Here is a 13,972-nt window from a genome sequence, read left to right as displayed (position 1 = left end):
CTATAGAGACCGTAAAGTTACGTTTCTTGTGCAGCGGCAGTATGATCCGGCGCTTTTTGATTCATGATCGGGATCATTACCAGTGCACCCAGCAGGAACAATATCCCCGCTCCGCTAAAGATCGTACTCAGCGAAAAGGAAGCCTTCAGCGCACCGGCGAAGGACATGGAGACGACCATCATTCCGACAAACATCGGATTCAGCACTCCGTTGACCCGGCCGACAATGGAGGAATGTGACCATTTCAGAATCATGGTACTGATCCCGATATGAATGCAGGGGAACACCAGCCCATTCAGAAACTGGACGCTCAGCGTGAGCGGAACGCTGGTGGAGAACCCGACAATGGTTGTACAAATAGCGCCTGCCAGCATACCGATCGACAGCAAAAGCTGCGGTGGTACTCTTTTGGCGAAGACGGCTACGATACCTCCCCCGATCAGCATGGCTGCTCCATTCACCATAAGCATATATTGCAGGAACTCCTCGGTCTTGCCCAGCCGCTCGGTCACGATGAACAGATTCAGTGCCTGGGCTACACCAACGGCCAGTCCCGCTAATATAAACGCAAGTCCGAGCATCCGCAGCACCTGACTCCGCCAGACATAACGAAAGCCTTCAACGAAGTCTTTACGGAATTGTCCTTTGACCGCTGCGGTCTGTTGCTTCATATCATCCTCGGGCAGACGAATTAAGACGAGTGCTGACAGCAGGAACACCACGCCCATGACAGCGATGGAGATTTCAAGGCCAAAGTTGCTGTAGACGAAGGTGCCCAGCATAGGCCCGAGCACCATGAAGATGGCCATCAGCGATTGAAAGAGTGCCATGCCTTGCTGCAGTTGTTCCTCCCGCACATGATACTTGAATAACCGCATGCTGGAAGGCTGAGAGAACTGTGACAGAATAGCCGAGATGAATGCCACCAGGTACACGGATTCCCAGGAGCCGAAGTGAATGCTTAGCAGCACGCCGAATACCGATACCGCGGATAATAAATCGCACCAGATCATCGTTCGCTTCGGCCGCCACCGGTCGGCAAAGGTCCCTCCGATGAATGAAAAAACAAAAATGGGCGCAAATTCAGCTACACTGATCAGGGAAATCGCATAGGGATCATTGTTGGTCCTGTCCGCCACATACAGGAGGATCGCAAAATTCCGCACCCAGATGCCAACCTGCAGCAGCACGCTGGATAAAAGAATCGTCTGCAGGAACCGGTTACGGAACAGGCTCGGCGGATTTGCGCTATCGGTATGACTCATCAATCTAATAACCCTCCTATTTATCCACAAAGTACACTCCTCTTCATTCAGGCATGTTCTCCTTTCCCTTCCTCATTATACGGACCAGACCCGGATCAATAAAGAGGGAAAAAGAGAAATTGGAGTGCTTACTTTGCTATAGGGTGGGAGGGATGGATCTGATGAATAAGCAGTATTCCGTCATACTGATCACGGGGAATCATTTTCTCGTTCAAGACGCCCCAGGCTTTGGCAGTACGGGGGGTATACATCCATTCAGTGGATGAAGTTAATGCTGTATCCCTCATGTTAATGAACCGGGCCGTACCCATTCCTGTACCCAGAATATCCTCCAGACTATCTTTTTCATGGGGCATGACTTGCTCAATCTTCCCGTTATTCTTGTAGGAGCTTCCTTCATAGGCATATAATCCAATGACATATCCGGACTGCTTCAGCGAATGCGGAAGCATCTCCCCCATCGTCGGGTACGGATTATGATCATAATCGAAGCCGTTATGCTCTGTGATCATGGTGGAGTTATGCTTACGTATGTGATAGTTGTGTCCCCAGAGAATCATCTTCTCATTAGGATAGACCGTGTCTGCCAGCCAAGCTACATTCCCTGCCATAACGCGGTCTCTTTCATAACTCCCTTGCTTCAACTGCTTCTCCGGGTCAACCCCTGCAAGCAGCTGCACGATATGAGGATGGTACGTATCCAGCATATCAATCCTGTTGTTCAATACACGTTCGATCAGAGACACAAGCTTAGGCTGCCCGGAATAGGTTTTGCTTAATTGATCTTTATTGTCTTTAACAAACCGCTGGAAAATACTATATTTCTCCTTGATTTTATCTTTCTGACTATTGAAGACTTCGATATCTTTGATCCCGTTGAGGTTCAAATACCAGCGTTCCGTTTGCGCAAAGGCTTTGGCTTTGCCGGAATCCACCTTGGCAAACCATTGTTCAACGAATGTTATAAACGGCTCAGTCGTACCCTGGGAGTCAAATCCGGTCAATAGGAGCGGATGCTCTGTTCTGCTCTGCTCGGCAATATATTCAAATAAAGGCAAGTTCTCTTCTACCTGCCACACACCGTAGACCGTGCTTGTCATCAATTCTTCCGGCGTCATCTTCTGGATCTGAGTATACGCAGCAGCCGTATCCGCTAAATTGGACTCGAAGGCGAGGACGTTGTACCCCAGCTTTTCATGCAGGAATTTCACAAGCCTAACCTTCACGGAGTTGTATTCTGCGGCTCCATGCGAAGCTTCGCCCAGGCTCACCAGCCGTTTGTCCGCTAATATCGGCTTAAGAAACGCTAAGTCGGAGTATAGGTCATTCTTAGCCGTCGTTATGGATGTAATGGTGTGGGCGGACATCGTGGGCGTTGCTTCTGCTGAAGGTGCTCCGGTCATATAAGCTGCTTGCCCGGCGGTCATTACACTGAAACTGCATAATGCTGTAGATAAGATAACTTTGCGTAATAAGTGATTCATTAGGTTAACCCCTCTCCATGTATATGAGCATCAGCTTATCACGGCGAGGTTAAAACGAGTCTGCTGCGGAGTTTAAAATTGGTTTAAGTTTGGTGTTCAATAAAATTCAAATAAAAAAGACCCTTAACTATCAAGGGCCTTAATCAAAATGACTGGTTTGTCCTAGTTATTGCCGGATCGACTTGAAGGACTCGGTCTGCTGGGTAATGCCCTTCTCTGCCGCAAAACGCTCAATGCTCGACGCCCCGAAGAATCCGTCGATGCCTTTCGTTCGCTTGATGACATAAGCGGCATCCTCCGGCTCGGCAATCGGTCCCCCGTGGCAAATAATCATAATATCCGGGTTTACTGCCCTGCCGGCTTCAATAATCGCCTCAATTCGTTCTACACAGTCATCCAGGGTCAGCGCGGTCTTCGCGCCTATCGTACCCTTGGTCGTCAAGCCCATATGGGCAACCAAAATGTCAGCTCCCGCCTCCGCCATAGCTTGAGCCTGTGCAGGGTCAAAAACATACGGGGTGGTCAGTAAATCCAGCTCATGGGCGATACGGATCATCTCGACCTCCAGGTCGTAGCCCATACCGGTCTCCTCCAGATTCTGTCTAAACACCCCGTCAATCAAACCTACGGTAGGGAAGTTCTGAACCCCGCTGAAGCCTTGCTCCTTCAACTGCTTCAGATATACCTCCATCACCCGGAACGGATCGGTGCCGCATACCCCGGCCAGAACTGGCGTATGCTTGACGACAGGCAGTACCTCCGAGCCCATCTCCACAACGATTTGATTCGCATCTCCATAGGACAGTAAGCCTGCGAGGGAGCCGCGCCCTGCCATTCTATACCGGCCGGAATTGTATACAATCAGCATATCCGCCCCGCCCGCTTCACTGCTCTTGGCCGTAATCCCTGTGCCTGCCCCGACACCGAGGAGAATCTTGCCCGCCTTCACCTCATCCTTGAATTTGGCCATAATTTCTGATCTGGTTAGCTTATTCATTCGTATATCCTCCTTAGGTGTGTGTCAGGAATAGGATGCCTGCAAGAGTTCAATCAGCTTATGCGCGGCGGCCTCTGCAAAGGCCGGATCGTTGATGGCGCAATCCATCTCTATCACTTCGACGCGCGAACGGTCAACCTGCTTACGCAGGGTATCGAACAGCATCCGGTCCTCTTCCGGTCCGTAGAAGGGCTGGCCCTCCACATCAATGGCCGAAATGCCCCTTAGCGGCAGCATCAGCACGGTGCTCTCCTCTGCCAGATTCAGCTTCTCTGCAAGCTTCCGGCCGATCTGTTCATTCTCTGCCACCGTCGTTCTCATCAGGGTGACAGTCGGGTTATGCTGATAAAAGGTATGGTCCTTGAATCTATCCGGTACGGTATCTGCCGGTCCGAAATTGCACATATCCAAAGCCCCCACCGAGACCACCTGCGGAATACGCTTGCGGCTGGCCGCCTCCAGACGGTGCGGCCCAGCATTCAAGACCCCGCCGATAATCTCATCGGCCCACTCGGTTGTCGTCAGGTCGAGTACGCCTTCAATGAACCCGGCCTCGATGAGCGCCTCCATCGACTGTCCGCCGATGCCTGTGGCGTGGAAGACAAGCACCTCGTAGCCCCGCTCCTCCAGGTGTTTTCTTGCCGCAGTTACACAAGGCGTGGTCACCCCGAACATCGTGGCTGCAATAAGCGGCTTCTTCTCCGGGAGATGTGAATGCTCGAACGTAAGCATTCCCGCTACCGCAAATATCGCATTTGTAAATATTCTGGTAGAAATCGAATTCAAGCCGGCAACATCCACCACAGACGGAATCATGATAATGTCACTCGTCCCTACGTATGGCGCTGTATTTCCGGACGCAACGGTCGATACCAGCACCTTCGGAACGCCAATCGGCAAGGCTCTCATGGCCGGTGCGACCAGTGAGGTTCCGCCGGTGCCCCCAAAGGAGATGATTCCGTCGAACTTCCCCTCCTTGTACAATCGGGGAACCAGCTTCTCCAGTCCTTTGGACAGAACCTCGGTCGCCAAAGCCCGGTCCTTCCTTGCAGCCAGCTCCTCAATATCCATGCCAGCGGCGGAGGCGACCTCCCGGCCTGATACATCCGGGGCAAAGGACGGCTCGAATACCCCTGTATGGATCATCAGGGTCCCCAGTCCAAGCTCCTCTGCAATCCTCTTGATGTACAGGTACTCCTCACCTTTCGTATCAAACGTTCCTGCTATTGCGATGGTCTTCATTCTGCTGCCTCCTCATATGAATCATCTGGAACAGTGCTCCATTCGGGTAGCCGAGCGCTATAGCTTCATCATACGGGGTTCATTTAAGAATGAAAACGCTTTTAGGTGCTATATTTTTGTGTTTAGGTTAGATCGGTACCGCTTGGGGGAGCAGCCCTTCAGTTTTTTGAACATTTTGCTGAATTGGGCATAATCCGGATACCCTACCATCGCGGCCACTTCGGATAATTGGAGCTGCGGTGCCTGGAGCAGCGTGACGGCCTTATGGATGCGGAAGTTTACAAGATAGGTCTGGAAGCTGCAGCCCACCTCTTTTTTGAACAAGCTGCTCAAATAACTGCGCGAAATATGGGCCACCCTGGCCAGATCCGCAAAAACAATTTCATCGCTGTAGTTCTGAGCCACATATTCTTTGACGAACTCCACGTAATCATAATGTTTGGTGATGCCGCTGAGCATCTTGACCATGAAATCATCCTCATTCAGCTTGCCCAGGCGCTTGAAATCCCGGGTGATTGCCGTAAGCGATTGCTCGGATGGAATCCGTTCAAAGGCAGACCCGCCTATGTAACCCATAATGTCTGTGTTGTCGCTGTACATGTACTGGACATCGACCGGTGTCTTCACCGGACCGCCGTAAATCATCCGGATGACCTCCGGCTTAAGCTGCCTGCAGGCAGCGACAATAAGCAGTGCCCTTGCTTTGGCTGCCTCCAGGGATACCACCTTGCGCGCCCCGAGTAATCCGCCCTCGGTCAGGCCGAGATGGGCACAGATCACATCTGCCCCCGCCCCGATCATCTGGACTGCCTGGGCTTCATCGAATACGAAGGCCACCGTGAACAATCCTTGCTGATGGGCCAGACCTATGGCCTCAACCTCCCGTTCATAGCTGATCCCCTCTTCCTCCAGAGCCTCTCTGAACAATCCGTCGATCAGGCCCACCGTCGGATAATTATTGACCCCGGCAAAACCTCTGCCCTTGATCTCTGCTATATAATCACTCATCTCTCTGGTGGGATCGTTCGCATTCAGCCCAAACAGAACGGGAGTCTCCCTCACCAGCGGCACAATTTCTCTTGACGCAAAGTCCATGACCATATCATTGCTGTTGCAGAAGGGTAAAAAGCCTGCCAAAGAGCTTCTTCCTATCTGCCGGAATTTGCCGGAATTCAGCATTAATATGAAGTCCGCTCCGCTCTGAGCGGCAACCTTGGCTGTGATTCCCGTTCCCGTCGAGACGCCAATAATGTGATTCCCTTCGCGCAGCTGTGATTGCAGACGCTCCAGTACGGCAGTTCTGTTCAAGCTCTATCGCTCCTCATCTATCCAGATTCCTCTTCAATTATAGCAATGATCCGGATCAGATGGAGACGGGTCAGATCATCTGCTGTTATTCTGCCAAGCTTCCTGATTCAATCTACCGTTGATAGCAGCACCAGCCAAGGCTCCCGATGCGGCGGCAGCTATGGACTGATGCATCATGGAGGCCGTATCGCCTGCTGCGTAAACGCCGGGTACATTGGACTCTGCAAACTGATCGACGGCAATAACCCCTGTATCCGATAGCTCGCAGCCTAGACTAAGCGGCAGCTCCGTTCCCAGAACCAGCTCGGGTCTGAAAAAGATTCCCTTGCACGGGATTGCTGTTCCATCTGTAAGCACCACATGGTCCACCATTCCTTCATGGGATGAAATCTCACGAATCGGGGCGTCGAATAGCGGAAGCTGATGAGCCCGTAATTCTTCGCGTTCAGCTTCACTAAGTTCATCAGGGCCGTTCGTGCAGACCGTGATCTGTTTCGTCCAGCCCGATAGCAGCGGAGCAAAATGCATCAGCACCGTCCCTCTGCTAATAACAACCAGCGGCTGGTCTCTTAATTCCCAGCCATCGCAATACGGGCAGACGAATGCGCTCTTTCCGTAGACCTCGCTCAACCCTTGTACATCCAGTTTGCGGTCCTTCATGCCTGCGGCAAACAGCAGCTTCTTGCTGGTAATGCTCATTCCTGAAGCGGTCTCCAGCAGGAAGGCTCCGTCCTCACCTGTAACAGACACTACGGTATCCTCTAACTGAGTGACAGACGGATACACGCGCAGCTGCTCTTGGGCAATCCGCCGGAATTCACCTGGACTGATTCCATCCCGGGTCAGAAATCCATGTGCCTCCCGCGTGACCGCATTACGGGGGCGTCCCTCATCTATGACAATCGTCTGCTTCCTTGCGCGGCCCAGCATTAATCCGGCGTTCAAGCCGGCAGGGCCTCCTCCGATAATAACTACATCAGCTGTATTCATGAATAGTGAATCCTCCTTGTAGTTTGCTGTATTATAGATTTTAAAGATATAGGTTGTCCTTGATTGGGCAAAAAAAAGATTTGGTATAAGACGGAAGACACACTAAAGACTTGAGCTTGAAGCGGAGTCGTCACTGCGGTGAAGATTTGGACTTCTGGCCGCTAACGCTTCTCCAGTTCCAAATTCCCCCTCCGCTTCTTTTTGCTTTTCGTTAATTTCTTAAGTACTTCTTAAATATTTAAGCGCGTCACTCTATCCTCGCACTCAATCAAGGACTATACATATCCATAATAGCTTTATTATTTCATGGTGTCAAGGATGGGGAGAAGAACAAAATCACCCTTCGGTTGGATAATGTATGAACACCTGCGGTTCAGACAACTCGTAGGGCTATCTCCACCATACCCATCTGCCCCTCACTGGAGCATCCGGCCCACGCCCCCTCGCACCAGCACATTGTATTCGGTTTTCCTGTGAAAATACGTCTGGCACGACGATAACGCACAGCCTACGCGGCACGTCCGGTCCAATTGTGTTCGGTTTTTCGATTACATTTGGCCTACATGGCGCTCCCGGTCTAATTGTGTTCGGTTTTTCGATTACATTTGGCCTGCGCGGCGCTCCCGATCCAATTGTGTTCGGTTTTCGATTACATTTGGCCTGCGCTACCCACCCGGTCCATTTGTGTTCGGTTTTCCGATTACATTCAGCCTACGTGGCGCTCACAGTCCAATTGTGTTCGGTTTTCCGATTACATTTGGCCTACGCGGCGCTCCCAGTCCATTTGTGTTCGGTTTTTCGATTACATTCGGCCTGCGCTACCCACCCGGTCCATTTGTGTTCGGTTTTCTGTTAAAATTTGTTAAATAGATGGACAGACACGTTCTGTTTTTAGGCACGCTGTTCATTCACTACCTTTAGAACCCAACAACTAGATCCCCACTGCCCCAACCTCCGGCTGCAATTTGTTGCGGAGGACATAGAGCATGACAGCCCCTACAAGGAAGGCGGCAATATCCGAAATGACCAGTGACCAGATCACGCCGTGGAAGCCGCTCATCCGATTCGCGATATAGAGTACAGGAATCAGAGTGATGCCTTGAATCACAGACATAATGAACGCTGCCGTTCCTTGCGCGGTGGCCTGGAAAATCCCTATGAACAACGAGGTCATTCCTGTGATGAACAGGGATAAGAAGGTGACATGCAGAATGTAGCTGCCCATCTCAATGAACTGCGGATCATTCGTAAACAAACCGATTAAGTGGTCCGAGCTCAGATAGACAATCACTCCGAACACGGCGGCTAGAGCTCCAATCACTTTGATCGTGAATTGAATGGTATGCTTCATCCGCAATTTATTCGCTGTATAAGAGAAGGCAATGAGCGGTACGACTCCCTCACTTAGACCCATTAGAATTAACTCGGGGAATTGCAGTAACCGCGATGAGATTCCGAATCCTGCAATAGCTTGCTCCCCATACCCCGCCAGATAACGGTTAAAGATCAGCGACATCGCCCCCATGAAGACACTCATCACGAAGACGGGGACTCCGATTTTGAAGACATTGCCCAGAATGTTCCGGGTAGCCTTGAATTGTCGGATGGAGATCGTCAAGAATTGACTCTTAGTTAAGATATGGCAGGCGTAGTACACACAAGCAACCAGGTTCGAGATGACGGTGGCAGACGCAACGCCGATCACATCCCAGTGGAAGACGAAGATGACTAAGGCATCGAGAACAATATTCACAGCCATACTGAGCAGCATCCCGATCATGGATGTCATGGCCGCACCCTCCGCACGGACGATACTCTCCAATGTGAAGAACAAAATAAGGATAGGCGAACCTATAAGCATAATTGTGACATACTCCTTGGTATATCCGAAGGATTCAGGCGTTGCCCCCAGTGCATGAACAATGGTACCAATCAGCGGAAGGCAGGCAGCCATGGTGATAAGTCCAAGAACTATACTGCTATAGAAGGCAAAGGAAGACACATGCCTAACCTCATCCGTGTTCTTCTCTCCCAGCAACCGGGAGATGAATGCGCTGCTGCCCACGCCGACCAAGTTGCCTAACGCCATAAGGACCGCGAATAACGGTAAAGTCAGAGCAAGGGCGGTTAGCATTGCAGTATTGTTAAGAGTGCCCAGGAATAAGGCATTTAAGATGGAATAGATGACACCCATCGACGTCCCTAACATCATCGGTACAGCGAAGTGGGCTACAGCCTTGGCGATAGGCGCTTTTTCTAAATAATGGAGATTCTCTGTATTCACAGGGGTCACCGCTTTCTTCAAGTTTTATCTGATATTAGTTAGAATTCTAACTATATGAAGTCCTCGTACCGCAGCACAAACTAACCTGCACTGCCCATCTGCCTCTAGTTCGCTTGTGGAGAGGCAGTGCATGGCTGTTTATCTCGCTGAAACGGTACCATCCTTTAAAAGGACGGCAAAGCCGTTTCCACTTGACATATGCTTATTAGTCACGGAATCCTCTGCGAAAACGTTCATCGCCCATATTTCTCCACATCCCGCTCATCTGTCCGCGCATGGCCATTAGTTTCTCGAATTCCTCGGAGCCGATCCGCTCCTTGGCAGCTTCCATCCATACCGCCATGAAGTCACGGTCGGTGTCACTTCCCAGCTCTTCTTCCAGCGCTGCGCTTATACGTACCAAGTAATCTCTGAAGGCGGTCTGCTCCTCTTGGGTCAGGCAGGAGAATATGCCGGAGCTGTCGACTTCTGCTTCCTCTTCCTCTTGGCCTTTGGGTGTCAGGTAGATCAGCATAATGCGTTTGTCTGTCTCTGAAGGTCTGCGGGTAATATATTCAGCCTTCTCCAGCTTGGCAAGTAATTCATTCAGCGACGATATCCGGATGTCCAGCATGTAAGACAAATCCTTGGTACTGATCCCGTCCTTCATCCGCAGAAAAGCAAGTATCCTTCCTTGCCCCCGAGACTTATCGGCCATAGGGCCGGCTTCGGTGTGGTTCTTCAAATGCTGTCTTTGCAGCAGCCATTGCAGCTTAGCGAGCTTATCATACAATTCTGCATTCATATTCATTGTGCATCATCCTCCTGGATTTGATTATCTTACGGTACCTGTTAAATGAATTGATGGTACCTGTTGAATTTATTATAACGGTACCTGTTGTACTTGTCAAAAGTTTTCTGCAGGTACCGTTCATATCACTGGCACAAATGACCGATAATCTCCATCTTGCCGCCGATACTGGACTGGAGCAATTCTAGATTACTCTTCTCTATAGTAAAAATCACCGCTGTCGCCGGACCTCCGGAAGCCTCCAGCTTCTCGGTGATGCCGGGGAGTGCCTGGAAGCTGCCGCCGTTCAGTTCAGCCAAAAGCCCGGCTTCATATCCGGCTCCCTTGGACCCGACCGGATGAATGTCATGGACTTCAGCTGCGCCTGCCAGCTGCTGAAGCTGCCGGATGCTGCATTGCTTCGCTTCCTGTTCCAGGACGGCGCTGCCCACCAGCGGTTCACCCAGCATGACGATGCAGTCGCCGATAGCCGAACACCCGAGCTTCAACTGCTCCTCGTCAGCTTCACCGATAACCGTTATGCCTATACCGGTCTGGCAGGATACGAAATTATCCTCAGTGCTGCCGTTCACGTGTGCGTCAGTCAGGCCTGCTTCATGAAGCAGCCTATGTATGCCCCGGATAATCTGGTAGCCTGTAGGATTTCTCTCAACGGCCAGAGTATCTATGACCGTTAGAATGTCCGCTCCTGCGGACAGAACCTCCATCACGGCAACCCTGGCAGCGTAATAACCCGCGATATCCGGGGGAGTCTGAATGACATCCATCGGCTTGTTTCCTATGCTTGCACTGGAATCGCAACCGATGACCAGCACGCGGCATCCCTCTCTCCGCACCAGAGTCAGGTCACGGATTCTTTGCACTTGCGGTTTCATAATGGTCATCCCTCTCGTACTCTACTGGAACTCACTCGGATCATGCCCTGTATCCAAACCGTGCTGCCCTGCCACTGAAATTAGTTGGATTCTCTCCACTTGCTGATCAGCAAATGGCCCGTTCAAGAACAATAGTTGGAAAAACAACACTTAAATCATCCCGATTCACCCAATGTCATTAAAACTAATCCTCTTAGATGCCCTTTTTCCACTTGTTTCCGGCTATCCCTCTGAAATCAACGTATTAAGATACGTTTTTCCAATTGCTGTTTACGTGGGGGCGGCGCTCTCTGAATCTCACACGGGTTCTTGTACTTTGGTTCCTGCTAACGGTTCCTTTTAATAACCGCCCCGCAGACCCGCCCGGTATTCACTCGGCGGCATCCCGGAGTGCTTGCGGAATTGCTTGGAGAAATACAGGGCATCGTTGAAGCCGACGGACGAAGCTACCTGCTCAATAGTGAGCGGACTTCCCAGCAGCTCTCTGGCCTTGTCCATCCGTATTTTGAGCAAAAACTGCTTGGGCGACAATCCGGTCCGCTGCTTGAAGGCCTTAGATAAGTGAACCCGGTGATAGCCGAGCGAGGAAGCGATGTGATCAATGCTAATCTGCTGATGGTATTGCAGCGTGATCCAGCGGATCGCCTGGTCGATCTGCCGGTCGATCATCTCCGGCATTTCTGACGGATGCGGGGGCAGTGCACTCAGATTATCCCGCCCGAACTCATGAAGCAGCAGCCGCACCCAGCCCGAAGCCTCCAGGCTCTCCAGCCTTGGATAAGCGGACTGCTTGAACGCATGACGTATCCGTTCGTACAAGCTATGAAGCTCTGCGACATTATCGGAGTGCATGAAGGGCTGCTCCCTGGTAATGCCCACGGCTCTGAGCAGATCCAGAACGCCAATGCCCTGTAAGGCCACCCAGGCGTAATGCCACGGAGTCTCCAAGTCCGCTTTATAGCTGAATAGTGAGCCAGGAATTATAACGAAGGTATCCCCTGCCCGGCACTCTGCCGAGAACGTATCGCTCTGAAACAGCCCCCCGCCCTCCAGAACCGTATGTATTAAGTAGAAATCATGTACGGACGGCCCGACGGTATGGCCGGGATGCGGCCTCCCCTCTCCGCTGAACAGCACGGACAGATCCTGCTCCTCCGGCGTGAGGTTAATGCCCAAAGTGAAATCATAATGCTCCGGATTCATATGCAACATTCCTCCATATCCATCTTGTCTTTCTCCATAGGCGCACCTTGAGTTCTATTCTATAGTGATTATAGAAGAAAACAGCGAAAAAAGCTTCTGCAACCTTATATTTCTGCCAGACTATTGATCATATCCCCGTATGGCAGAAGCATTTTCCGCAATCTACAGGAGGCCAATATCTTATGTCTAAAGTTACATTTATCGGTGCCGGAAGTACAGTATTTGCCAAAAACGTCCTCGGCGATATCATGGCTACCCCTGCTCTGCAGGGATTCGAGCTTGCCTTATATGATATTGATCTTGAGCGCTTGAACGACTCTGCGAACATGCTCCAGAATCTGAAGAGAAGCAGCGGCAGCACCTGTACGGTCATCACCTATACCGACCGCAAAGAGGCGCTGCGCGGTGCCAAGTATGTGATTAATGCCATCCAGGTCGGCGGGTACGATCCTTGCACCATTACAGATTTTGAGGTTCCCAAGAAATACGGCCTGCGTCAGACCATTGCGGACACGGTAGGCATCGGCGGGATCTTCCGCAATCTGCGCACCATTCCGGTTATGCTGGATTTCGCAGCCGATATCCGTGAGGTCTGCCCGGATGCGCTGTTCCTGAACTATACGAACCCGATGGCAGTTCTGACGAATGTCATGAACACCTACGGCGGCGTGAATACCATCGGACTCTGCCACAGCGTACAGCAATGTATCCCTGGATTATTCGATCACCTGGGGATCGACCAGACAGGAGTACAGGCCAAGATCGCCGGCATCAACCACATGGCCTGGCTGCTTGAGGTCACCAAAGACGGCAAGGATCTGTACCCGGAGATCAAACGCCGTGCCGCCGAGAAGCAGCTTGAGCCTCACCACGACATGGTCCGCTATGAGATGATGCTGAAATTCGGTTACTATATTACAGAATCCTCCGAGCATAATGCTGAATACCATCCGTATTTCATCAAAAGAAACTATCCTGAGCTGATCGAACGGTTCCAGATTCCACTGGATGAATATCCGCGCCGCTGCGTGGAACAGATTGAACGCTGGCAGCAGATGCGCGGGGAGCTGGTGAACAATCAGGAGCTGAAGCATGAGCGTTCGCATGAGTATGCCTCTTATATTCTGGAAGCCATGGAGACCAATGTGCCGTTCAAGATTGGCGGGAATGTAATGAATACCGGGTTGATCACCAATCTGCCCACAGAAGCCTGTGTCGAGGTCCCTTGTCTGGTGGACAGCAGCGGTGTGACTCCAACCTTCGTAGGCGACCTGCCTCCGCAATGTGCGGCGCTGAACCGGACCAACATCAATACGCAGCTATTAACCATTGAGGCAGCAATGACTCTCAAGAAGGAGCATATTTATCATGCGGCCATGCTTGACCCTCACACCGCTGCCGAGCTGTCGATGGACGATATCATCAGCATGTGCGATGATCTGATTGCTGCCCATGGTGACTGGCTGCCTAAGTATCAATAGGCGGACGCTGCGTGAACGGACCGTTGTTTGGTTCGCCGTGGTCTCCAGATTTT

The 13,972-nt window shown here is 51.3% G+C and carries 11 protein-coding genes; 1 reads left to right on the top strand and 10 read right to left on the bottom strand.

Translation table 11 applies throughout. The features are described 5' to 3' along the window. Positions 1 to 17 precede the first annotated feature (17 nt). The 10 genes from KDC22_RS16475 to KDC22_RS16430 form a co-directional block, all read right to left on the bottom strand. Positions 18 to 1,265 (bottom strand): MFS transporter, encoded by a 1,248-nt coding sequence (locus KDC22_RS16475; RefSeq protein WP_211723840.1) that lies wholly within the window; start codon positions 1,263 to 1,265, stop codon positions 18 to 20. 128 nt (positions 1,266 to 1,393) lie between these two features. Next, on the bottom strand, positions 1,394 to 2,749 hold the full coding sequence (locus KDC22_RS16470) for an erythromycin esterase family protein (protein ID WP_211723839.1): 1,356 nt from the start codon (positions 2,747 to 2,749) through the stop codon (positions 1,394 to 1,396). Positions 2,750 to 2,915: 166 nt separating this feature from the next. After that, complete coding sequence (locus tag KDC22_RS16465; protein WP_173127529.1) at positions 2,916 to 3,746, bottom strand: phosphoenolpyruvate hydrolase family protein; 831 nt, start codon at positions 3,744 to 3,746, stop codon at positions 2,916 to 2,918. Positions 3,747 to 3,770: 24 nt separating this feature from the next. Next, the gene (locus KDC22_RS16460) at positions 3,771 to 4,988 is read right to left on the bottom strand and encodes a Tm-1-like ATP-binding domain-containing protein (protein WP_211723838.1); all 1,218 of its coding nucleotides are present in this window, start codon (positions 4,986 to 4,988) and stop codon (positions 3,771 to 3,773) included. A 108-nt stretch (positions 4,989 to 5,096) separates the two neighbouring features. Further along, entirely contained in the window at positions 5,097 to 6,296 is a 1,200-nt protein-coding gene (locus KDC22_RS16455) for a phosphoenolpyruvate hydrolase family protein (protein ID WP_211723837.1), read from the bottom strand. 75 nt (positions 6,297 to 6,371) lie between these two features. Continuing rightward, on the bottom strand, positions 6,372 to 7,286 hold the full coding sequence (locus KDC22_RS16450) for an NAD(P)/FAD-dependent oxidoreductase (RefSeq protein ID WP_211723836.1): 915 nt from the start codon (positions 7,284 to 7,286) through the stop codon (positions 6,372 to 6,374). Between the two features lie 931 nt (positions 7,287 to 8,217). Continuing rightward, positions 8,218 to 9,570, bottom strand: a complete 1,353-nt coding sequence (locus KDC22_RS16445; RefSeq protein WP_211724073.1) for an MATE family efflux transporter — start codon at positions 9,568 to 9,570, stop codon at positions 8,218 to 8,220. A gap of 205 nt (positions 9,571 to 9,775) precedes the next feature. Further along, positions 9,776 to 10,360, bottom strand: coding sequence for a MarR family winged helix-turn-helix transcriptional regulator (locus KDC22_RS16440; RefSeq protein WP_211723835.1), 585 nt, complete (start codon positions 10,358 to 10,360; stop codon positions 9,776 to 9,778). Between the two features lie 125 nt (positions 10,361 to 10,485). Beyond that, positions 10,486 to 11,244 (bottom strand): AIR synthase related protein, encoded by a 759-nt coding sequence (locus KDC22_RS16435; protein WP_211723834.1) that lies wholly within the window; start codon positions 11,242 to 11,244, stop codon positions 10,486 to 10,488. 330 nt (positions 11,245 to 11,574) lie between these two features. Further along, positions 11,575 to 12,438, bottom strand: coding sequence for an AraC family transcriptional regulator (locus KDC22_RS16430; RefSeq protein WP_173127510.1), 864 nt, complete (start codon positions 12,436 to 12,438; stop codon positions 11,575 to 11,577). A gap of 182 nt (positions 12,439 to 12,620) precedes the next feature. Between KDC22_RS16430 and melA the strand changes: the two genes are divergently transcribed. Next, positions 12,621 to 13,919 (top strand): alpha-glucosidase/alpha-galactosidase, encoded by a 1,299-nt coding sequence (melA, locus tag KDC22_RS16425; RefSeq protein ID WP_211723833.1) that lies wholly within the window; start codon positions 12,621 to 12,623, stop codon positions 13,917 to 13,919. Positions 13,920 to 13,972: the final 53 nt, after the last annotated feature.

Origin of the sequence: Paenibacillus tritici (genome assembly GCF_018207515.1) — a bacterium.
Lineage (GTDB): Bacteria > Bacillota > Bacilli > Paenibacillales > Paenibacillaceae > Paenibacillus_AQ > Paenibacillus_AQ tritici.
This window is presented reverse-complemented; position numbering and strand designations above follow the sequence as displayed.

Bases quoted from the DNA above. Each gene is read 5' to 3' on its own strand.
- KDC22_RS16475 (WP_211723840.1), bottom strand. From the start codon at position 1,265: ATGAGTCATACCGATAGCGCAAATCCGCCGAGCCTGTTCCGTAACCGG.
- KDC22_RS16470 (WP_211723839.1), bottom strand. From the start codon at position 2,749: ATGAATCACTTATTACGCAAAGTTATCTTATCTACAGCATTATGCAGT.
- KDC22_RS16465 (WP_173127529.1), bottom strand. From the start codon at position 3,746: ATGAATAAGCTAACCAGATCAGAAATTATGGCCAAATTCAAGGATGAG.
- KDC22_RS16460 (WP_211723838.1), bottom strand. From the start codon at position 4,988: ATGAAGACCATCGCAATAGCAGGAACGTTTGATACGAAAGGTGAGGAG.
- KDC22_RS16450 (WP_211723836.1), bottom strand. From the start codon at position 7,286: ATGAATACAGCTGATGTAGTTATTATCGGAGGAGGCCCTGCCGGCTTG.
- KDC22_RS16440 (WP_211723835.1), bottom strand. From the start codon at position 10,360: ATGAATATGAATGCAGAATTGTATGATAAGCTCGCTAAGCTGCAATGG.
- KDC22_RS16435 (WP_211723834.1), bottom strand. From the start codon at position 11,244: ATGACCATTATGAAACCGCAAGTGCAAAGAATCCGTGACCTGACTCTG.
- KDC22_RS16430 (WP_173127510.1), bottom strand. From the start codon at position 12,438: ATGAATCCGGAGCATTATGATTTCACTTTGGGCATTAACCTCACGCCG.
- melA (WP_211723833.1), top strand. From the start codon at position 12,621: ATGTCTAAAGTTACATTTATCGGTGCCGGAAGTACAGTATTTGCCAAA.